Source organism: Stenotrophomonas sp. YJH_SMC_80 (genome assembly GCF_059372495.1).
On sequence record NZ_JCAFVP010000023.1, the window covers coordinates 1 to 18,949 of the forward strand.

At 64.0% G+C, this 18,949-nt stretch carries 21 protein-coding genes, 1 tRNA gene and 2 pseudogenes; 14 read left to right on the forward strand and 10 right to left on the reverse strand.

Annotation, left to right across the window (positions count from 1 at the left end; all coding sequences use genetic code 11):
- Together AC5P99_RS20480 and AC5P99_RS20485 are read left to right on the forward strand one after the other, a co-directional pair.
- Window positions 1–135: pseudogene (locus AC5P99_RS20480) on the forward strand (IS3 family transposase); the annotation flags it as partial.
- Between the two features lie 10 nt (window positions 136–145).
- On the forward strand, window positions 146–412 hold the full coding sequence (locus AC5P99_RS20485; protein WP_495213508.1) for a universal stress protein: 267 nt from the start codon (window positions 146–148) through the stop codon (window positions 410–412).
- Here the strand turns inward: AC5P99_RS20485 and AC5P99_RS20490 are convergent.
- Window positions 360–1,253 (reverse strand): AraC family transcriptional regulator, encoded by an 894-nt coding sequence (locus AC5P99_RS20490; protein WP_099561525.1) that lies wholly within the window; start codon window positions 1,251–1,253, stop codon window positions 360–362. The two genes, AC5P99_RS20485 and AC5P99_RS20490, sit on opposite strands and share 53 nt — an antisense overlap.
- A gap of 146 nt (window positions 1,254–1,399) precedes the next feature.
- On the opposite strand from AC5P99_RS20490, the gene AC5P99_RS20495 reads away from it, so the two are divergent.
- On the forward strand, window positions 1,400–1,960 hold the full coding sequence (locus tag AC5P99_RS20495; protein ID WP_329769098.1) for a GNAT family N-acetyltransferase: 561 nt from the start codon (window positions 1,400–1,402) through the stop codon (window positions 1,958–1,960).
- 7 nt (window positions 1,961–1,967) lie between these two features.
- Here the strand turns inward: AC5P99_RS20495 and AC5P99_RS20500 are convergent, their stop codons facing one another.
- The 4 genes from AC5P99_RS20500 to AC5P99_RS20515 all read right to left on the reverse strand — a co-directional run bounded on the left by AC5P99_RS20500 (window position 1,968) and on the right by AC5P99_RS20515 (window position 4,939).
- Window positions 1,968–2,432, reverse strand: a complete 465-nt coding sequence (locus AC5P99_RS20500) for a GNAT family N-acetyltransferase (RefSeq protein ID WP_495213509.1) — start codon at window positions 2,430–2,432, stop codon at window positions 1,968–1,970.
- Window positions 2,433–2,605: 173 nt separating this feature from the next.
- The gene (locus AC5P99_RS20505; RefSeq protein ID WP_005409399.1) at window positions 2,606–3,088 is read right to left on the reverse strand and encodes a hypothetical protein; all 483 of its coding nucleotides are present in this window, start codon (window positions 3,086–3,088) and stop codon (window positions 2,606–2,608) included.
- Window positions 3,089–4,230: 1,142 nt separating this feature from the next.
- Entirely contained in the window at window positions 4,231–4,527 is a 297-nt protein-coding gene (locus tag AC5P99_RS20510; protein WP_234411807.1) for a Rid family hydrolase, read from the reverse strand.
- A 70-nt stretch (window positions 4,528–4,597) separates the two neighbouring features.
- The gene (locus AC5P99_RS20515; RefSeq protein WP_197592050.1) at window positions 4,598–4,939 is read right to left on the reverse strand and encodes a hypothetical protein; all 342 of its coding nucleotides are present in this window, start codon (window positions 4,937–4,939) and stop codon (window positions 4,598–4,600) included.
- Window positions 4,940–5,363: 424 nt separating this feature from the next.
- Between AC5P99_RS20515 and AC5P99_RS20520 the strand changes: the two genes are divergently transcribed.
- The 3 genes from AC5P99_RS20520 to AC5P99_RS20530 all read left to right on the forward strand — a co-directional run bounded on the left by AC5P99_RS20520 (window position 5,364) and on the right by AC5P99_RS20530 (window position 7,793).
- Window positions 5,364–5,825, forward strand: coding sequence for a GNAT family N-acetyltransferase (locus AC5P99_RS20520; protein WP_187757390.1), 462 nt, complete (start codon window positions 5,364–5,366; stop codon window positions 5,823–5,825).
- Between the two features lie 66 nt (window positions 5,826–5,891).
- The gene (locus tag AC5P99_RS20525) at window positions 5,892–6,506 is read left to right on the forward strand and encodes a DJ-1/PfpI family protein (protein ID WP_088436191.1); all 615 of its coding nucleotides are present in this window, start codon (window positions 5,892–5,894) and stop codon (window positions 6,504–6,506) included.
- Between the two features lie 66 nt (window positions 6,507–6,572).
- A complete protein-coding gene (locus tag AC5P99_RS20530; RefSeq protein WP_197592046.1) occupies window positions 6,573–7,793 on the forward strand; it encodes an amidase family protein in 1,221 nt (406 codons plus the stop codon).
- A 142-nt stretch (window positions 7,794–7,935) separates the two neighbouring features.
- Here AC5P99_RS20530 and AC5P99_RS20535 read toward each other — a convergent pair whose 3' ends face one another.
- Window positions 7,936–8,511, reverse strand: a complete 576-nt coding sequence (locus AC5P99_RS20535) for a hypothetical protein (RefSeq protein ID WP_237827220.1) — start codon at window positions 8,509–8,511, stop codon at window positions 7,936–7,938.
- 53 nt (window positions 8,512–8,564) lie between these two features.
- On the opposite strand from AC5P99_RS20535, the pseudogene AC5P99_RS20540 reads away from it, so the two are divergent.
- Window positions 8,565–8,878: pseudogene (locus AC5P99_RS20540) on the forward strand (hypothetical protein).
- 93 nt (window positions 8,879–8,971) lie between these two features.
- On the opposite strand, the gene AC5P99_RS20545 reads toward AC5P99_RS20540, so the two are convergent.
- Window positions 8,972–9,048: transfer RNA gene (locus AC5P99_RS20545), tRNA-Arg, on the reverse strand.
- A 183-nt stretch (window positions 9,049–9,231) separates the two neighbouring features.
- On the opposite strand from AC5P99_RS20545, the gene amaB reads away from it, so the two are divergent.
- The 7 genes from amaB to AC5P99_RS20580 all read left to right on the forward strand — a co-directional run bounded on the left by amaB (window position 9,232) and on the right by AC5P99_RS20580 (window position 15,936).
- Window positions 9,232–10,764: an L-piperidine-6-carboxylate dehydrogenase gene (amaB, locus tag AC5P99_RS20550; protein ID WP_005413146.1), complete on the forward strand. Its 1,533-nt coding sequence runs from the start codon at window positions 9,232–9,234 to the stop codon at window positions 10,762–10,764.
- Window positions 10,764–11,603 (forward strand): SDR family NAD(P)-dependent oxidoreductase, encoded by an 840-nt coding sequence (locus AC5P99_RS20555; RefSeq protein WP_164222134.1) that lies wholly within the window; start codon window positions 10,764–10,766, stop codon window positions 11,601–11,603. The genes amaB and AC5P99_RS20555 overlap by 1 nt, the downstream gene beginning before the upstream one ends.
- A gap of 219 nt (window positions 11,604–11,822) precedes the next feature.
- Window positions 11,823–12,107, forward strand: a complete 285-nt coding sequence (locus AC5P99_RS20560) for a DUF4190 domain-containing protein (protein WP_005413144.1) — start codon at window positions 11,823–11,825, stop codon at window positions 12,105–12,107.
- 4 nt (window positions 12,108–12,111) lie between these two features.
- Window positions 12,112–12,882: a class I SAM-dependent methyltransferase gene (locus AC5P99_RS20565; RefSeq protein WP_164255506.1), complete on the forward strand. Its 771-nt coding sequence runs from the start codon at window positions 12,112–12,114 to the stop codon at window positions 12,880–12,882.
- Between the two features lie 8 nt (window positions 12,883–12,890).
- On the forward strand, window positions 12,891–13,946 hold the full coding sequence (locus AC5P99_RS20570) for a quinone-dependent dihydroorotate dehydrogenase (RefSeq protein ID WP_279936428.1): 1,056 nt from the start codon (window positions 12,891–12,893) through the stop codon (window positions 13,944–13,946).
- Window positions 13,947–13,954: 8 nt separating this feature from the next.
- Window positions 13,955–15,016, forward strand: coding sequence for a UDP-N-acetylmuramate dehydrogenase (gene murB, locus AC5P99_RS20575; protein ID WP_262091438.1), 1,062 nt, complete (start codon window positions 13,955–13,957; stop codon window positions 15,014–15,016).
- Between the two features lie 32 nt (window positions 15,017–15,048).
- Window positions 15,049–15,936: a DMT family transporter gene (locus tag AC5P99_RS20580; RefSeq protein ID WP_262091515.1), complete on the forward strand. Its 888-nt coding sequence runs from the start codon at window positions 15,049–15,051 to the stop codon at window positions 15,934–15,936.
- A gap of 164 nt (window positions 15,937–16,100) precedes the next feature.
- Here AC5P99_RS20580 and AC5P99_RS20585 read toward each other — a convergent pair whose 3' ends face one another.
- From AC5P99_RS20585 to AC5P99_RS20595, 3 genes are all read right to left on the reverse strand, one after another.
- Complete coding sequence (locus AC5P99_RS20585; RefSeq protein WP_108270049.1) at window positions 16,101–17,141, reverse strand: aminoglycoside phosphotransferase family protein; 1,041 nt, start codon at window positions 17,139–17,141, stop codon at window positions 16,101–16,103.
- A gap of 99 nt (window positions 17,142–17,240) precedes the next feature.
- Window positions 17,241–18,275 carry a DUF418 domain-containing protein gene (locus AC5P99_RS20590; protein ID WP_108270050.1) on the reverse strand — a complete coding sequence of 345 codons (1,035 nt, stop codon included), beginning with the start codon at window positions 18,273–18,275 and terminating at the stop codon, window positions 17,241–17,243.
- Window positions 18,272–18,862 (reverse strand): TetR/AcrR family transcriptional regulator, encoded by a 591-nt coding sequence (locus AC5P99_RS20595; RefSeq protein WP_108270051.1) that lies wholly within the window; start codon window positions 18,860–18,862, stop codon window positions 18,272–18,274. Before AC5P99_RS20595 ends, AC5P99_RS20590 begins: the two co-directional genes overlap by 4 nt.
- Window positions 18,863–18,949: the final 87 nt, after the last annotated feature.

An 18,949-nucleotide genomic window follows, 5' to 3' on the forward strand; every position in this document is an offset into this window, starting at 1 on the left:
CCAACGCTCGATGCCGCGAGGGCGGATGTGTTCGAATACATCGAGCGGTTCCACAACCCGAGGATGCGACGAAGGGTCGCCAGGCAAGACCAGAAGTTCTCAGCCCTTTTACAACCGTCCGTGATTTCGGGGTAGAACCCTGCTGATGGTCGACACGCCCAAGGCTGAAGCGGCACCCGGCGCTGAAATGGCCCAGCATCTGGCGCGGCACGGCGTTGAAGTTGAGATACAGGCGATCAGCTCCAGCCAAGGGGGCGTAGCTGCCACCATTCGCCAGCATGTACTTGATGCCGAAGCCGATCTGCTGGTGCTGGGGCCCTACAGTCGCAGTCGCGTGGTCGAACGCGTGCTCGGCGGGGTCACCGAGGATCTGCTCGCCGAAGTACCGGCGCCCTTGTTCGTATCGCACTGATACCGCCCTGCCCCGCCCGGCGGTAGCCGGTCAGCGATTGGCCGGTGTGCCGCCGGAAATAGCGGCACAGGTAGGACGCGTCCTCGAAACACAGGCGTTCGGCGATGCGACCGATCGGCAGTTCGCTGTAGCTCAGCAGCGCCTTGATCTCCAGCACCACCTGGCGGTCGATCAACGCCTTCGGCGTTTCGCCGAAGCATTCCCGGGTCACCTGCGAGAGATAGAACGGGGTAATGCACAGCGCCTCGGCGTAGGACTGCACGTCGCGTTGGCGCGTGCTGCGCTGGCCGACCAGTTCCCAGAAGCTCCAGGCCAGGCGCTCGCGTCGGCCGACCTGCGGCGCCGCCTCGTAGTATGCCGGGAGCAGTGTGGCGAACTTCAGGAAAAACGTCTGCAGCAGGTTGCGCAGCATCACGTGCCGATGGCGGCCACCGTTGTGCTGGGCATCCATCAACTGCTGCAGCCAACCCTGCAGCAGCGGCACCTCCAGCGGTGACGGTACACAATGAGGGTGCTCGTGCAGGAACTTGAACAGTGCATTGGGCAGCACATAGGCCACCTCCGAGGCCAGCGCTTTCGGCACCAGGCAGGCCACCGCAAGGAAGCCGCGCGAACGCTGCCGCAGCAGCGTCAGCGTATCCTCCGCCAGCACCAGTACGTCGTGCCGCTGCACCGCCACTTCGCGGAAGTTCAGTGCGAACCGCGCACGCCCGGACACGCACACCAGCACCGTCAGATAGGCGTGCCCGAACGACAGCGGAACACCCAAGCCTTCAGCCAGCGTACTGACTTCCAAGCGCATGGATTCGTCCTGTTCCAGAAGCTGGGGAATGCGATCCATGGGCCGATCCACTGGGATATCGCGGCAGAGCATATCCGCCCGAACGAAGAAGTTGTGAAAAGTACCGAAACCATCAAGGTCCCGCCCTGTGCTCCCCGCCCGTCGAAACCTAGCCTGTGCACTCTCTTTCCACCGACGGACCCGCCATGCACCTGGCCACCCAACGCTTGATCCTGCGCCCCTGGCGCGACAGTGACGCCGCCGATCTGTACGAGTACGCCCGCGACCCGCGCGTGGGGCCCATCGCCGGTTGGCCACCGCATGCCAGCGTAGAGGAGAGTGCCGACATCATCCGCACCGTGTTCAACCGACCGGAGGTCTACGCCCTGCAGAGCCGCGAGAACGGGCGTGCCATCGGTTGCGTCGGCATCCTGATCGGTGCAGACAGCAACTTCAGCTTGGGCGAGCGCGAGGGAGAGATCGCCTACTGGATCGGCGTACCGTACTGGGGGCGTGGCCTGGTACCCGAAGCCGTACGTGAGGTGATGCGGCATGCCTTCCTGGATCTGCAGCTGGATGCGTTGTGGTGCGGCTACTTCGCCGACAACCTGCAATCGATGAGCGCGCAGTCCAAATGCGGTTTCCGCCATCACCACGCCGAGGTCAACCAGTTCAACCGCTTCCTCGCCGACTACCGCACCGAACACATCAGCCGCATCACCGCCAGGGAATGGCAGGCGCAGCAGACCGTACCGCTGCCCACGTGATCACGGCTCAGCCCTCGCTGCGCTGCATGAACAACAATTCCGGCGTCGAGGCATCTTCCACCGGCTGGAAGCCGAAATCGCGGTAGAGCGCGACCGCCGCGACGTTGTCACGATAGACACGCAGGCTCAGGCGCTGCACATCCGGCGACCGCAGGGCCTCGGCATACAACAACTGCATCAGCACCCGGCCCAGGCCGCGCCCACGCGCCTGCGGCGAGACAATGATGCGGCCCAGGTGGGCAGTGCCGGGCGCGGTCAACCAGTACTGGCCGAACCCCATGCACGCACCCTCCCCGTCCAACAGCACCCAACCCGGGCGCTCGGCCAGTTCAAGAGCCTGTGCGAATGCCTCAGGCAGCAGAGGAAACGCAACGCCCGGGCCAGCCCAGCGTTGCGTCGCTGCAACCGAATCGAGCCAGCCAGCGATACGCGGATAATGCCGAGGTTGAACCGGTTGCAACTGTGCGGGCATATGGAAGCCTGTGTGGTCCCGTCAACCTGCCGCGGCCGCTGCCTGGGTTGGAGGCTGATGATCAGGCGCTTGCAGCGGACGTGCTTGCGCGAACTGGGCTGCGGTAACAGTGCGTGAGACGGATGTCCCATGCAGGAAGCCGCCGCACTCGACGGCGGCGACCTGTCGGCGCTTTACCGGCAGACGTACTCGCGTGCCGACTCGATGGTGTCCACGTCGAGCTCTTCGTATTGGATCTCGACGGTTTCCATGCTGGACGCGGTGACCACCGCGCGCGCGCCGAGATTGCAGGCGGCAGGCAGCCCGCCAGCGTACGCTTGGCCATTGATCGCATACGCCAGGCCGTAGCAGGCCGAGCCGAGCTGGAACGGATTGTGGTTGCAGGCCATGAGCTGACTGTTGGCAAGGTCACTGGAGGCCGTGTAGTTGGACGTCCAGCCACTGCCGGCATCGCTGCCGCAGCTACCCGGGTACCCCTGGATCTGCGCACCGCTGGAGTCGCAGGTGTGGTAGGCGAAACTGCCGAAGAAACTGGTCTTTACGTACGCGGTGCGGCCGCTGTCTACCCATTGTGCCGCAGCAGCGCTCTGGGCAAAGGCGGACAGGCCGAGCAGGCACACGGCGGCAGCGGTGAGAGGTTTCAATCCCTTCAACATGACTATCGTCCTCGGTATTGGCGTAGTGCACGCCTCATGCGTGCCAACCGAGTCTACCCCGCAGGTATACGGGCAAATATGACAGGCTCGACAGTCTGGGCCCTTCTGCGCACTTGACTGGCCATTGTGACCACTGCCGTGGGATAAGACGCTGGTGATCACTGCCCATCAGGGAGCCCGAGAGGCAGGACTGGCGAATGTTCACCTTTCCCAAGCACCCGTGCTACGTGATCAAAGAGCTCTTCCGCCAAAATCGGCAAAAGCTCGCGCTAGGCTCGCGAGCATAAGGTGAAACACCAGCACGTTCATGCTGCGCTTATCTTGCACGCAATCTACAACTCCAGGAAGGAACTGAAATGCGTTGAACGCTACATTCTCGTGCAATACACCTATCAAGATCACGGGTACAGATACATCCGCGGATCCGGGCGAGACGCAGCAGGCAATGTGATTCCTGACGGGCAGAAGGATATTGCGAGCCCCGATCAAGCTTCCCAAACGTACATTTATCCGACGGGCCCACTTGCGGCAGGCCCGGGTGGTGAGATGATAAGACACCTCGACAACCTGGGTGTCCGTTGGATCGGCGCAAACTCTCCACCGGTATATGTTGGTTTCCGAATCGGCTGTTCCTACACTCCCTCAGGTGCACAATGCCAAGTGAACTCCCTAACCCCATAGAACGTGGATCAGAGCGACCGATCCACGGAAACGGCATTCTTATCCGGGCATTTTTGATCCTGACGATGAGCTCTGCAGTATGGATGCTGGCCGGACTGTCGATCGGAAGGGGTGCCAAGGGCGCTCTTGTCTGGCCGTACATCATTCCATCCCTCGTCTTCATCGCGCTCATCGTTTCCTATAGAGCGAGGGTGCGGAATGCCGAATGGTTCACCAATAAGCCACGGACGCTGTTCCTGCTTACTCTGTCTTGGATTGCCTGCGCAGTGGGGCTTGTTCTTTCAGTAGCACCCTTCTGAGGACTGAGCCCTGCCGTCGTGATGGCGGTGGGGCTCACATTTCGTCATGAGGGCTGCGCCCTACAGCGCCAGTGCTCTCTCGCCTGAATCGACAGGTCACCCTCGCGGCCTCCGGCGCGGACGTGGCGGATGAGGCGCGTACGCCCCCATCCGCTCCTGTCTTCAGCTCTGGACTTTTGCCCGGAAGGCAATCTCGATCAGCTGCTCTGGGAAGGCCAGCGCCGGGACCCCAATCAGGTTACTGGCAACCTGCGGCACCGGCTGACCATACACGGCCGGCCGGACCTTGCCGCTGGCCGCGAACGCGGCCGGAACGTCGATAACGAACAACGTTTCCTCGACCACGTCAGCCAGCGACCCACCCAACTCTGCCAGCGGCACTTGCGCGTTCTCGTAGGTGCGCCTCATCTGGGCTTCCATGGTGTCGAAGCTGGCGGTCTTGCCATTGCTGGCGCTCATCGTTGCTCTCTCTGGTGAAAGGGCAAGTCTGACGGGCAAGCAACGTCGACCGCCTCCCCTGAACGGGGCATCAGATTCGATCTCGGAACAGCTGCTCTCTACCTGCCCCGACCCACGCCTTCATGGGATCTCTCGCCCTTGGCTTGGTCTCCTTCTGCGGTCGGCGTGGCTCCAGCGCTTCCTTGATTCGCGCCACCTCCACTGTCCCGGCCTCCGCCAGGCGCCAGGCCTGTTGCCGTTGCTCGCGGGTCGGCGGCAGGCTGGGCAGTGGCGGGGGCACCTGGATCGGCGTGCTGTCGGTCAGCCGGGCAACGGCCTCACGCAGAGGCAGCTCGGGATACAGTCTGGCGGCGCACCAACGCGCGGCGTAGCGCTTCGCCTGCCTGACATTGGCGGCGCGGATTTCCTTCACTTCCCAGAACTTGCAGCTCTCCAACCAGAGGCGCACCCCAAGGCCGCCATCGGGTTCGACGCCGGCCGTCCCGCGGCCGTTGTATCAGAGCGCCCAGCGCTCACCCGTCTGGACCCAGCCAAAGGGAATCGGGGCGGTGCGGAAACCTTGGTAGCGGTGCGAGGGAAGCATGGCCGGAAGCATACGGCCGGGCGTCGCAGATCCTGCGAACGCGCTGGTCGCGTGGCTGAGCAGTTCGGAAAGAGCCCAGCGCGATGACCCCTTGTGGCAGCGTAGTGAGGGTCCTGCTGGCCGCAGGCACCGCAGACACGTGCGTCGGCCGTGCGCGCCGCTACCTCCAGCCGCGAGCAATTTCGTTCAATACGACTTGACGAGCCGGAGTCAAAGTTGGACGACCGAAGTCTGCGGAATGTGCTTAGTGAGTATGAACATTAGTTTGAGGCAGGTAACAAAGAGCAACTGGGTCGATATCATCAATTTGGAGATCTCCAAAGACCAAGAACAGTATGTGGCGCTCAATTCAGAAGCACTGGCCGCTTCAAAGTTCTTTGAGCACTACGTCAATCGAGCAATCTATTTGGATGAATGCCCGGTCGGATTCCTTCAGTACTATCCGAACCATGAGAACGGCCATCCAAATGAAATTTTCATCGATCAGCTCATGATCGATATCGGGCGGCAAGGCGAAGGGATGGGCACCATAGCAATTGCCCTTGCTATCGAAGAGATTGCTGAGCTTGACGAGTACACCAGCATCTCGGTATGCCATGTCCCCGGCCATGACGTAATGCAAAGATTCTTCAAACGATTCGGGTTCGAAGTCGTCGAGCAAGATGAATTCGAAGAAGTCGTTATGCGGCTGCAGCTGACCCCTCGCTCAAGCTGAAGGCGAAGGCGAAGGCGAAGGCGAAGGCGAAGGCGAAAAGACAATTAGTAATTTCAGGAAGCAATTTTGAAGACCATAGCGCTGATCACTTTCGATAACTTCACCGATATCGACCTTTTTTTAATGTGGGACATTTTGGGCAGGAACACAGACGACTGGAATGTGCGAATCTTAGCCGCAAGCCCTAGAGTTCGGTCCTCCAATGGTCTGTTCATCACGGTTCACGGCCCCCTTTGCGAAGCAAATCGAGCGGACGTGGTATTGATTGCAAGCGGAAAGCAGGGCATTCCAGACGCCCTTAGCGACCCCAACTTCTTGCCTTCCCTTAAGCTGGATCCGTCCAAGCAGTACATCGGTTCAATCTGCGCGGGAGCTTTCGTTCTCGAGAGCCTTGGACTGCTGCCAACCCGACGTGCGACGACGCACCCAGACGCTCGCGGAAGCCTGGAAGCCCTGGGGGTCGAGCCGATTGACAGCCCCCTGGTTTGCCATGGACGGGTTGCTACGGCCGGAGGCTGCCTCGCAGCACTGTACCTGGTTGGCTGGGCAGTCGAATCCCTGTTCAACGCCGACAAGCGCCGCGCCACGCTGCAGACTGTACTTCCGACCGGTCAACAGGAGATGTTCCAAGGTCTAATCGATGCAACCGTGCAAGAAGGCATGCGAGGCAGTCTAGGCTAAAAAAAGCAGGAGCTGGCCAGCGAATCAAAGCGGCAACGGCCGACATCGCACTTACACGATTTGCATATGAAGTTGAAGCAAGAAATGGAATCTGGCGAACATACAAACGCCTTTCTTTCCAAAGGTGATATCAGAACCACTCTAGCGGGCATGCTTAGCGGCGTGACGTTCTCTGTGAAGGACAACATCGACGTAGCCGGCCTGGTTTCCTCATACGGCTCACCAGATTGGCTAAGTGAACACCCCGCTGCGTTGCACAACGCAGTCTGTGTGGACCTAGCTCTCGCCGCCGGTGCTCGATATGTGGGCAAAGTTGTCGCAGATGAGTTCACCTACAGCCTGGAGGGGCAGAACCAGTTCTTTGGAACCCCGCTAAACCCTAAAGCTCCGGACCGAATTCCGGGCGGCTCTTCAAGCGGATCAGCCGCGTCCGTTGCGACTGGCTCCTGCGATTTCTCGCTAGGCACCGATTCAGGCGGCTCGATACGGGTTCCTGCAAGCTTCTGTGGTGTATGGGGAATACGGCCATCCCTTCACCGAGTGTCCGAAGCAGGAGTTCTCCCCTTCATGCCGAGCGTCAGTACAGTCGGGGTCATCGCCAGCGGGCTTGATGTGCTGATCAAGGCAATGCAGGCGATATCCCCTGCCCACGTTGAACCCCAACAAGCAGTTCAACGACTTGTCGTGCTTGAAGACGCAATGGACATTGCTGACGAAGATGTGCGAGCTACTGGATATGCCACTCTGGAGACACTGTCTCGCGCGTCTGGCGTCAGCCTTGAGGTTCTTCGCTTCAGTGACATCACCAATGAAGACCTTCCACTCGAAGCATGCAACCTTCGCGCGCTACGTAATATCCAAACAGCCGAAGTTCAAAGCACGCTCGGCACTTGGATTGACCACCACAAGCCGCAGATGGGATACGGCTTTTCACAGGCCTATGCGAATGTAGTGAGCTTTGATCGGACGTCTCTTGCCCAAAGCTGGGAGCTCAGGGAGTTACTGCACCGCAAGATAAACACCTTCTTCAGGCCGGGTACGCTCATCTGCTTCCCGACAACACCCTTTGCCGCACCACTGAAGAACAGCCTGACAACTCTGGACTCAGTACTGGATTTTTACGATAGAACCATGGCTATTACAGCATTCTCGGGTGTCGCCAGGCTACCTGAGGTCTCAGCGCCTCTTCTGTCCGTAGATCATCTTCCGGTGGGACTCTCGTTCGCTGCAGGAAACGGACAAGACGCATTCCTACTCAGCGCGTTGAATCAGCTGACAGCCTCCTAGCAAAGGACAGCGGGCCACCGACTGCAGGCCTACCGGGTCAGCCGCGCGGTGAACACGCCGCGGAACAACGGCGACTGCTGCAGCAGGTCGCATAGGCGCGCTTCAATCGAACCCCAGCGGCATCTCGGCACGTTGCAACCGGTCAGTAGTTCTTCACATCCACGGCCATCACGATCCCGACCACGGCCTGATTTGGCGAGCCGCCTGTTCCGATCTTCGGAATGGTGATGGCGTTACCGAACAGGCCGTGTTTCCCACTGACGCCCTGCCCGTCCCCGATTCCCATCACGGTGAAACTGTTCTGGAAAGTGCTGGTGGCAGGGGCGCAGATCACCCCGGCGACCGTCTTGCCGGTGAAGTCAGGGAACCTGCCCTCTCCCATACCACCATTGGGAAAGACGCCGCCCACACCGATGATCCGCATGGGCTTTGCGCCCAGCGCATAAGTCAGACGGCCGTTCGCATCCCACAATGCCAGATACTGCGCATCCTCGTTGGCGGGGCGATCGAACACGTAGGCCCAGCCCTGCAGACGCGCGGGCGTGTTCGTCCACAGCGTCAGCCTGAACTGGTTTGCGCCGATCTCCTGAAACTGCGGGAAGAATGGGTAAAGGTCGCTGATGAATGCAACCATCGGAGCCTCGGCATTGATCACCATCTCCGCATACTTCCAGTTGCCTCCGTCATCGACCTTGGCGGCACCATTGACGCCGCGCAAGCGGCCTACCTCCTGGAAAAGCTCCATGACCACATGGAGGAGTGCACCAAGCCATGACCCAGGAACATATCAGCCACCCGGAGGGGGTTGCCGAACTGCGCCGTGCGCCTCCGCCGGCGGTGGCCACCGAGTCGAGTGCGCCTGCAGGTCGACCAGCAAGCATGCCGACCCAGACAAGCCCATCGCCGCATGGCGCCGGCTCAACCGTCCCGAGCGCAGCGCGCGCCCAGCTGCGGTCATGGCCGGAGTGCCATTGCGAAGGGTGCAGATTCTGGCCGGCCATGCCGATTACGCCACGACCGAGAAGTTCTACGCCCATCTGACGCCTGAGGGCGACGATGGCGCGGTGGCGAAGCTCAGGTACTGAGCAGGAGCGCTGGGACTACTGGGACCAAATCCTGTGGATATGCGGGAAACAGTGGGAAATGCTCACCACTGAGTCCGCCTAAGTTATTGATTGTGGTGACCCCGGCCCGATTCGAACGGGCGACCTTCCCCTTAGGAGGGGGACGCTCTATCCAGCTGAGCTACGGGGCCATGCAGCCGGGAAGTTTACAGGCAACACACCCTGCGCTCCAAGCATTCGTGCTCCACACGGCGGCGCTGGCGCGTTGCACCATGGCCGGACAGGCCGCTCTGCTACCATCGGCGATTCAGTTCATCGCGCCCCCCACCTGCCCGCGATGGCACCAAACAACGTAACGAAACACAGGAGTCTGCATGTCTTCCGAGCTGCTCAAGTCCCTTGGCCTGGACGCGATCAACGCTGGCACGTACCTGGGCAACGGGGAGTGGTCGAGCGCGACCAGCGGTGAGCTGATCACCCCGGTCAACCCGACCACCGGCGAGCCGATCGCGCAGGTCCGCGCGACCACCGAGGCCGAGTACGAGACCGTCGTCGCCCGCGCCCAGGAAGCCTTCAAGGTCTGGCGCACCACGCCGGCCCCGCGCCGCGGTGAAGCCGTGCGCCTGTGCGGTGAAGCGCTGCGCAAGCACAAGGATGCGCTTGGCTCGCTGGTCGCCTTGGAAATGGGCAAGAGCAAGCCGGAAGGCGACGGCGAAGTGCAGGAGATGATCGACATCGCCGATTTCGCCGTGGGCCAGAGCCGCATGCTGTACGGCTACACCATGCATTCCGAGCGCCCCGGCCACCGCATGTACGAGCAGTACCACCCGCTGGGCCTGGTCGGCATCATCTCCGCCTTCAACTTCCCGGTCGCGGTGTGGAGCTGGAACTCGTTCCTGGCCGCCATCTGTGGCGATGTGTGCATCTGGAAGCCGTCCAACAAGACGCCGCTGACCGCCATCGCCTCGCTGAAGATCTGCAACGACGCCCTGCGCGAAGCCGGCTTCCCGGACATCTTCTTCCTGATCAACGATGCCGGCACCGCGCTGTCGGAAAAGATGGTCGATGACCGCCGCGTGCCGCTGATCAGCTTCACCGGCTCGACCCAGGTCGGCCGCACCGTCAACGAGAAGGTCGCGCGCCGCCTCGGCCGCTGTCTGCTGGAACTGGGTGGCAACAACGCCATCATCCTGGACGAAACCGCCGACCTGAAGCTGGCCGTGCCGGGCATCGTGTTCGGCGCTGTCGGCACCGCCGGCCAGCGCTGCACCACCACCCGCCGCCTGATCGTGCACCGCTCGATCTACGCCGACGTGCTGGCCACTCTGGTCAAGGCCTACAAGCAGGTCGAAGGCAAGATCGGCGACCCGACCGATGCGGCCAACCTGATGGGCCCGCTGAACAGCGACGGCGCCGTGCAGCAGTTCCTCGATGCCATCGCCCAGGCCAAGGCTGCCGGCGGCACCATCGAAACCGGCGGCACCCGCATCGACCGCGCCGGCAACTTCGTGCTGCCGGCGATTGTCTCCGGCCTGAAGAACAGCGATGCCGTGGTCCAGCACGAGACCTTCGCGCCGATCCTGTACGTGATGCCGTACGACACCCTCGATGAAGCCATCGACATGCAGAATGGCGTGCCGCAGGGCCTGTCGTCCTCGATCTTCACCCAGAACCTGAAGACTGCCGAGAAGTTCCTGTCGGCCGCTGGCAGCGACTGCGGCATCGCCAACATCAACATCGGCACGTCCGGTGCGGAGATCGGTGGCGCCTTCGGTGGCGAAAAGGACACCGGCGGTGGCCGCGAGTCCGGTTCGGATGCGTGGAAGGTCTACATGCGCCGCCAGACCAACACCATCAACTATTCGGACTCGCTGCCGCTGGCCCAGGGCATCAAGTTCGATCTGTGATGGCAGACGTTTCTGCCATGGCTGCGGGTCAGAGCCCCTCCGGGGATCTGCCCCCTGCCCAGGGCCGGATCCCCAATGGGGCTCCGACCCTCGATTTCACCGGTCGCCGCGTGCTGATCGCTGGCGGCAGCAAGGGCATCGGTCGTGAAATGGCGCTGGCATTCGCCGGCGCCGGTGCGCAGGTCTCGGTCTGCGCCCGCGGCCAGGCCGGACTGGATGCCCTGCGCGCCGATGCGCAGGCACAGGGCACCCCGCTGCATACCGTCTCCGCCGATCTGGCCGATGCCGGCCAGATCCAGGTCTGGCTGCAGGCCGCAACCGGTGCACTCGGCGGCATCGATGTGCTGATCAACAACGCTACCGGCTACGGCATGGCCGACGACGAGGATGGCTGGGCCGCCAGCCTGCAGATCGACCTGATGGCGGCGGTACGGGCCTCGCGCCTGGCACTGCCGTGGCTGCGCGCATCCAGCGATGCCTGCATCCTCAACCTGTCCTCGATTGCCGCACAGCAGCCACGCCCCGGTGGCGCGCCCTACGCCGCCGCAAAGGCCGCGCTGTCGCACTACACCACGTCGCAGGCATTGGCGCTGGCCAAGGACCGGATCCGGGTCAACGCCATCGCCCCCGGTTCGATTGAATTCGATGACGGCCTGTGGGATCGCCGTCGCACCGAAGATCCGGCGCTGTACCACGGCACCCTGGCGAAGATCCCGTTCGGCCGCTTCGGCCATCCGCGCGAAATTGCCGACGCCGCCCTGTTCCTGTGCTCGCCGCTGGCGCGCTGGGTCACCGGCAGCGTGCTCAACGTGGATGGCGGCCAGGTGTTGATGGGCTGATACCGGCACTCCGGTAGCTGCCAACCTTGGTTGGCATGCCTTTCGTCGACCAAGGTCGACGCCTGCCCTGCTGAAATACCCTTTGTCGACCAAGGTCGGCGCCTACCAGGGCTAGCACCTCGTTCGCCCACCAGGGTCCACGCCTGCCATCGCATCCGCCGGGCATGGGATTGCTTGGGCAGAGGCACTATCATGTGCACACTGCCAAGGAGGACCCCGATGAGCGTGGCACCCCGACAGACAAGCGCCCTGGCCGTGGTCAGCCTGGTCATGGGCATCGCCAGCTGGACCGTCCTGCCCTTCGTGGCCAGCATCGTGGCCATCATCACCGGCCACATGGCCCGCGCCGAGATCCGCCGCCGCCCGCATGAACTGGAAGGCGATGGCCTGGCCGTCACCGGCCTTGTGCTGGGCTGGGTGATGGTCGGCGCCGTGCTTGCCGCCATCCTGGTCTTCATCCTGTTCTTCGGTGGCCTGGCGTGGCTGGCCGCGGTGTCGAACTGACGCCATGACCACCTCCGACAGCACTGAACGCTTCAGCAGCCGCGTCGCCGCCTACGTCCGCTACCGGCCCGATTACCCGCCCGCGCTGCTGGACTGGCTGCACGGCCCGATGGGCGTCAGCCACCAGGCGCTGGTGGCCGACATCGGCGCGGGAACCGGCATCTCCAGCCGTCAGTTTCTGGCCAGCGATCATCCACTGGTGGCGGTCGAGCCGAATGCCGCCATGCGTGCCGCCGCCGAACACTGGCTGGCACCCCAGTACCCGCGTTTCTCCGCCGTCGATGGTCGCGCCGAGGCCACCGGCCTGGACGATGCCAGCGTCGATCTGGTCAGCGTGGCGCAGGCCTTCCACTGGTTCGACACCGTGGCGGTGCGCGCCGAGTGGCAGCGCATCCTGCGTCCAGGTGGCCTGGCACTGATCTACTGGAATTCGCGTCTGCTCGATGCCAGCCCGTTCCTGATCGGCTACGAACAGCTGCTGCTGGACTACGGCACCGACTACACCGCCGTGGCCGAGCGCTACCAGGACGATGCCACCATGCAGGCCTGGTTCGGCCCCGGCCTGCGCGGCATGGTAGAGCTGCCGAACGTACAGCATCTGGACTTCGATGCCCTGCGCGGGCGCCTGCTGTCCTCCTCCTACGCACCCCAATCCGGTCATCCTCGCCACGCGCCGATGATCGACGCCTTGCAGGACCTGTTCGCCGCCCACGCGGTCGACGGCCAGGTCGCTTTTGAATATCGAACCCGAGCCTTCCTCGGCACGCTGGACTGAACCGACGCATGTATTCGCTTGCCCGCCCCTTCCTGTTCTCGCTCGACGCCGAGCGCGCCCACGGCCTCGGCCTGTCCGCACTGGACCTGGCCTATCGCACCGGCACCACGCCGCTGCTGGCCGCACGCATCGCGCCGATGCCGAGCACCGTGTTCGGGCTGACCTTCCCCAATCCGGTCGGCCTGGCCGCCGGCCTGGACAAGAATGGCGAGCACATCGATGCATTGTTCGCGCTGGGTTTCGGCTTCGTCGAAATCGGCACCATCACCCCGCGTCCGCAGGCCGGCAACCCGCAGCCGCGCCTGTTCCGGCTGCCGGCGCACAATGCGATCATCAACCGCATGGGCTTCAACAATGCGGGCGTGGACGCGCTGGTGCGCAACGTCGAACGCGCGCGCAACCGTCGCGGCCTGCTCGGCATCAACATCGGCAAAAACAAGGACACCCCCAACGAACAGGCGGTGGACGATTACATTGCCTGCCTGGACAAGGTGTATCCGCTGGCCGACTACATCACCGTCAACATCTCCTCGCCCAACACTGCCGGCCTGCGTGAACTGCAGGAGGAAACCGCGCTGCGCCAGCTGGTCAGCCAGTTGCGCGACCGCCAGGAAGCACTGGCCGCGCAGCATGGCCGCCGGGTCCCGATGCTGGTGAAGGTGGCGCCGGACCTGAGCGAGCGCGACATCGATGCCGCCGCCCGCGTATTGGGCGAACTGCAGGTGGACGGCGTGATCGCCACCAATACCACCATCGACCACAGCAAGGTGGCCGGCGATCCGCAGGCCAACGAAGCCGGCGGCCTGTCCGGCGCGCCGGTGCTGGAGCAGTCCACGCTGGTACTGCGCCGCCTGCGTTCGCGCCTGCCCGAATCGGTCCCGCTGGTCGGCGTCGGCGGCATCCTGTCCGGTGCCGACGCGGTGGCCAAGATGGCGGCCGGTGCCGCGCTGGTGCAGTGCTACAGCGGCCTGATCTTCCGTGGACCGGCGTTGGTTTCTGAATGCGTGGAAGCGATCCGTCGCCGCCGCGAAGCGCCCAGCCGCGGCGCGGTGGCCCCCCTGTGAGCGCGCCCATGGACACCATCGACGGCAACGCCCCGCTGCGCTGGACGCTCACCCGCAATGCGCCGCTGCAGGCACTGAACACCTTCCACGTGCAGGCCAGCGCCGCACAGCTGCTGGAACTGCACGATGCCGCGCTGCTGCCGGAGGTGCTGGCACTGCCCGAGGTGGCCAGCGGCCCGCTGCTGGTGCTGGGCAGCGGCAGCAACGTACTGATCGCCGAAGACCTGCCTGGCACCGTGCTGGTGTTCGGCAACCGGGACATCAGCTTCCTGGAGCACCGCGCCGACCATGCGGTGATCCGCGCCGGCGCTGGCGTGTCCTGGCATGGCCTGGTGATGTGGTCGCTGCAGGAAGGCCTGTCCGGCCTGGAGAACCTGGCGTTGATTCCCGGAACAGCCGGTGCCGCGCCGATCCAGAACATCGGTGCCTATGGCGCGCAGGTCGGCGAGTTCATCCAGGCCGTTGAAGCCTGGGACTGCCAGGAGCAGGCGTGGGTGCGGCTGGACAACGAACAGTGTGGCTTCGCCTACCGCGACAGCGTGTTCAAGCAGCAGCCCGATCGCTACCTGATCACCGCCATCGAGCTGAAGTTGCCGCTGCTGCACGACCTGCGCATGGACTATGCCGGCATCCGCGAGGAACTGCAGGCACAGGGCGTGGAGCTGCCCAGTGCCGTGGACGTGGCCAATGCGGTGATCGCGATCCGCCGCCGCAAGCTGCCCGACCCGGATGTGCTGGGCAACGCCGGCAGTTTCTTCAAGAACCCGGTGCTGCCGCTGGAACAGATCGATGTGCTGCTGCAGCACTTCCCCGACCTGCCCGTGTTCCCGGCCGAGCAGGACGACAAGCGCAAGGTCTCGGCGGCATGGATGATCGAGTCCTGCGGCTGGAAGGGCTTCCGCGAAGGCGATGCCGGCGTGGCCCCCAGCCACGCGCTGGTACTGGTCAACCATGGCAATGCCAGCGGTGCTGAACTGCTGGCGCTGGCGCGACGCATCTCCGCTTCAGTGCTGGAGAAGTTCGGCGTGCCGATCGAACCGGAGCCCCGCCTGCTCGGCGCACAGTGGTGAACACCCCCGCCCTCTCCCCCAGCGCCACCCCGATGCGGGCGGCGCTGCTGATGCTCGGCAGCACGATGGCATTCGGCCTGATGGCCGTCGCCATCCGCTACGCCACCCGGTACGTACCAACCCAGGAAGTGGCGTTCTTTCGCAATGCCTTTGGCCTGCTCGCGTTGCTGCCGATGCTGCTGCGCCCCGGCCATGCACCACTGAAAACGCAGCAGCTGCCGCGTTATTTCGTGCGCAGTGCGATTGGCCTGGGTTCGATGCTGTGCGCGTTCTGGGCACTGGGCCATCTGCCACTGGCGCAGGCGGTTTCCCTCTCGTACTCCACGCCGTTGTTCGTCACCATCGCCGCCGTGCTGTGGCTGGGCGAGACCGTGCGTATACGCCGCTGGGCCGCGGTGGTGGTTGGATTCATCGGTGTGCTGGTGATCGTGCGCCCCGGTACCGCCGGCTTCACCGCGGGCAGCCTGGTAGCGGTGGCAGCCGCCGTGCTCAGCTCATTGGTGGCGATCCAGATCAAGCAGCTGACCCGTGTCGACAGCGCTGACACCGTGGTGCTCTACACCTACGTGTTCTGGGTGCCGCTGTCGCTGGTCCCGGCACTGTTCGTCTGGGTCTGGCCCTCCGGCATGGCGTGGCTGTGGCTGCTGGCCACCGGCGTGCTGGGCACCGTCGGTCAGCTGCTGTGGACGCGGGCGTTGCGCCTCGGTGAAGTCTCGGCGCTGACCCCGATCAGCTTCCTGCAGCTGCCGCTGGTAACGCTGCTCGGCTGGCTGCTGTTCAACGAAAGCGTGGATCGCTGGACGCTCATCGGTGCCGGCATCATCCTCGCCGCCAACGCCTACATCGCCCACCGCGAAGCCGTGTTGTCGCGCCACGCCGCAAGCGCGGCGGCCTCGGCAGCAGCCAAGCCCACCGAATGAAAACCATCTGCATGGAGAAGCCATGGGGCCTGCACGGGCAAGCCACGGGTCGTGCATGGACAGGCCATGGGTCGTGCATGGACAGGCCATGGGTAGAGTCGACTGTTGGTCGACTGCTTTTCGTTCGGAGCGGGCAGAAACCGCGCTGCGCGCGATAGTCGACTCTATCTGGGGAGATCCTGGCAACGGCCTGGAACCTGATCCAGCGCGCGATATACCCGCTCCGCCGCATCGAACACATTGCCCGGTGCGAACTGCTCCCCCAGGTAGTGCAGCGACTGCCGGCGCAGCTGCGGCGATCGGTCCTCTCCGTCACTGCCCAGCAGCACCTGCTGGAACTCGATCAGGTCCTGCAGAATGCGCCAGTGCCGGTACCAGGCGATCCAGCGTGGGTCACCGCGGTCGCTGCCGTAGCCCTCCTCGAACCCCAGTGGATTCTCGCGACCCCAGCGCCCGCCAACAGCGGCACCGATGAACATCAGGTCACGCTCGCGCGGGGCCAGCGACAGACCATCCCAATCGATCAAGTGCAGGCCCCCGTCATTGCCCATCAGCAGGTTGCCAGCATGCAGATCGGTGTGGCACAGATGCAGGTCTACCGGCGCGTCCTGCAACGCCGCGAGCAGCTCCCGTGCCTGCGCATGCAGCGCCGCGATGCGCGCATGCTGCTGGTCCCATACCGAAACGAATGCGCGACCCAGCCCGTCCTTCGCGGCCGCCAGGCCCTCGCCGGCCAACCATTGCCCGACGGTCTCCAGCGCCGCGGTTTCCAGCCGTACGATCGGCAGTGCCTGCTGCAGTTCCGCTGGCAACTGCGCGCCATGCAGGCGCCGCAGCACCTCCCCCAGCCGTTTCCACTGCGTGCGGCTCAACGCCGCCTCGAACCCGGACTGACCTTCCACATACGGGAACAGGGTGAACTGCAATCCCCAGCGCTGCACAGACGCACCACCGGTCAACGCCGGCCACGGCGCGACGATCTCATCGATACCCAGCGTGCCGCGCATCCAATGCAGGCTGTCCCACACCGCTGGGGCGACCTGGTAGGTACGGCATTTCAACCACCACTGCCCGTGCCGCGCATCGACGCGATACACGCTGGCATTGGCGTCGGCGCCCACCGGGCGTGGCACCACGGCGGTGGGGGTGATGCCATAGGATTGTTGCAGGACTTCGCCGAGATGCTGCGCCGAAGCGAATGACATGGATGCAAGCGGAAAGTGTTACCTGCCAACACTATCGCAGATGCGTTCGCCGCGGCACAGACATGTCCGTCACAACATCGCTTCAGCACGACCAGGGAACTAGCCTGCGATGCGCCGCATCACCGTCTCCAGCGGGCCGCGTGCGAACTGCCACGACCATAGCCAGGCCGCGCCCGTCGCCAGCATCAGGAACAGCAGCGCCCACAGCAGCACCGATGCGAGCGACGCGCTGCCATCGAGCAGGCCCAGGCTTTCCAGCGTGCCCATGCCCAGCAGGATGTGGCCCACATACAGGGTCAGGGTCATGCGTCCGGCCGCTGTGAACGGCTCCAACCAGTCACCCGGTCGCACACGCGCCAGCCACAGGCAGGCGGCGATGACACTGCAGGCCGCACCCGCACCCGTAAGCACATAAGCCGGTCCCGGCGGCATCGGCTGCGTTCCCAGCCACACCTGCCAGGGCGTTCCCTGCGCAAGCTGCTGCACGCCATGTCCAGCCCCGATCAACAGCAGCCCCAGCACCAGCAATGCATGCTGTACCCGCGGCTGCGACAACTGAAGCCGTGCCAGCAGCATCCCCAGCAGGAAGAAGCACAGCCACGGCATCAACGGGTGGAAGCCATTGAACAGCAGGTTGCGGGCCGCGCCCGGCCATTGCCACAGGCCGGCATATTCCAGCGTCTGCCAGTTCCAGCCTTCGCTGTAGTTCCAGTGCAGCAGCGCCCAGAACGAACAGGCGGCAATGGCCACGATGCTGGCCAGCAGCACGCGCGGCGAGGCACGCAGCCAAAGCACCGCCAGCGCGAAATACACCGCGTAGTAGTGCAGGATGTCGGCCGGGAACAGGGTCAGGTTGAGCAGGCCCAGCACCATCAGGAACAGCGCGCGCCTCCAGGTCTGCACGCTGGCCGGCCACCCCCCTTGCCGCTGCGTGGCCAACACCAGGCCCAAGCCAGCCAGCGTAACGAACGTCGCCGAAGCCTTGCCTTCCAGAAAGTGGAAGAAGCCTGCCAACCATCCGGCGCCCTCTGCCGGCACGGCCATCGCCAGGCGGAAGTTGACCAGCACCATGCCGGCCAAGGCCAGGTAGCGCGCCAGATCAAGGCCGTGCAATCGCCGGTCAACGGCACTCATGCGCGCGCCCCGAGCAGCAGCGCGAGCAGGCCAAGATCCAGCGAAGCCTCATCGCCGCCACCGGCTTCGCCCAGCCCCCGACGCAGTGCATCGCTTTCAATGGCATCCAGCAGCACCTGCGCCTGCACTGCCGGGGCCAGCACGGGACGCCGGCGTTCGCGCTGTGCCACCTGCTGCAGGGCTTCGGCCAGGACCGCCTGCAACTGCCTGCGATTGGCCGCAAATGCCTCGGCTACGGCCGGATTGCGTGCGCTCTCGGCCAGCACTTCGACGGCGAGCGTCGCCCATTCCGGCTGCCGGCACAGTGCGTGGAAGTCCCGAAGGAAAGCCAGCACCTGTGCGCGCTCGCCTTCGGACGCGGCCAGTCGCTGCAGCAACGGTGCCAGCTCTTCGCTCTCAGCCACCGCCACGGCAAGGATGATCGCTTCCTTGCCCGGGAAGTGGTTGTAGAGATTGCCCAGGCTGACACCGGCCGCCTGCGCGATGTCACGCATGCTGGTCTGGTGGAATCCCTTCGCGAGGAAGCACTGCAGGGCGGCCTGCAGGATCTGCGCGATGCGTTGCTCGTTGCGGTCGGCTCGGCTCATGGCGCGAATAGTGAACGAACGTTCGTCCAATTAAAAGGCGACAACCCGACCACCATCGGGCTTCGTTCAGCCAGCCTTGACCTCAAC

Bases quoted from the DNA above. Each gene is read 5' to 3' on its own strand.
- AC5P99_RS20485 (WP_495213508.1), top strand. From the start codon at position 146: ATGGTCGACACGCCCAAGGCTGAAGCGGCACCCGGCGCTGAAATGGCC.
- AC5P99_RS20490 (WP_099561525.1), bottom strand. From the start codon at position 1,253: ATGGATCGCATTCCCCAGCTTCTGGAACAGGACGAATCCATGCGCTTG.
- AC5P99_RS20495 (WP_329769098.1), top strand. From the start codon at position 1,400: ATGCACCTGGCCACCCAACGCTTGATCCTGCGCCCCTGGCGCGACAGT.
- AC5P99_RS20500 (WP_495213509.1), bottom strand. From the start codon at position 2,432: ATGCCCGCACAGTTGCAACCGGTTCAACCTCGGCATTATCCGCGTATC.
- AC5P99_RS20505 (WP_005409399.1), bottom strand. From the start codon at position 3,088: ATGTTGAAGGGATTGAAACCTCTCACCGCTGCCGCCGTGTGCCTGCTC.
- AC5P99_RS20510 (WP_234411807.1), bottom strand. From the start codon at position 4,527: ATGAGCGCCAGCAATGGCAAGACCGCCAGCTTCGACACCATGGAAGCC.
- AC5P99_RS20520 (WP_187757390.1), top strand. From the start codon at position 5,364: ATGAACATTAGTTTGAGGCAGGTAACAAAGAGCAACTGGGTCGATATC.
- AC5P99_RS20530 (WP_197592046.1), top strand. From the start codon at position 6,573: ATGAAGTTGAAGCAAGAAATGGAATCTGGCGAACATACAAACGCCTTT.
- amaB (WP_005413146.1), top strand. From the start codon at position 9,232: ATGTCTTCCGAGCTGCTCAAGTCCCTTGGCCTGGACGCGATCAACGCT.
- AC5P99_RS20555 (WP_164222134.1), top strand. From the start codon at position 10,764: ATGGCAGACGTTTCTGCCATGGCTGCGGGTCAGAGCCCCTCCGGGGAT.
- AC5P99_RS20560 (WP_005413144.1), top strand. From the start codon at position 11,823: ATGAGCGTGGCACCCCGACAGACAAGCGCCCTGGCCGTGGTCAGCCTG.
- AC5P99_RS20565 (WP_164255506.1), top strand. From the start codon at position 12,112: ATGACCACCTCCGACAGCACTGAACGCTTCAGCAGCCGCGTCGCCGCC.
- AC5P99_RS20570 (WP_279936428.1), top strand. From the start codon at position 12,891: ATGTATTCGCTTGCCCGCCCCTTCCTGTTCTCGCTCGACGCCGAGCGC.
- murB (WP_262091438.1), top strand. From the start codon at position 13,955: ATGGACACCATCGACGGCAACGCCCCGCTGCGCTGGACGCTCACCCGC.
- AC5P99_RS20580 (WP_262091515.1), top strand. From the start codon at position 15,049: ATGCGGGCGGCGCTGCTGATGCTCGGCAGCACGATGGCATTCGGCCTG.
- AC5P99_RS20585 (WP_108270049.1), bottom strand. From the start codon at position 17,141: ATGTCATTCGCTTCGGCGCAGCATCTCGGCGAAGTCCTGCAACAATCC.
- AC5P99_RS20590 (WP_108270050.1), bottom strand. From the start codon at position 18,275: ATGAGTGCCGTTGACCGGCGATTGCACGGCCTTGATCTGGCGCGCTAC.
- AC5P99_RS20595 (WP_108270051.1), bottom strand. From the start codon at position 18,862: ATGAGCCGAGCCGACCGCAACGAGCAACGCATCGCGCAGATCCTGCAG.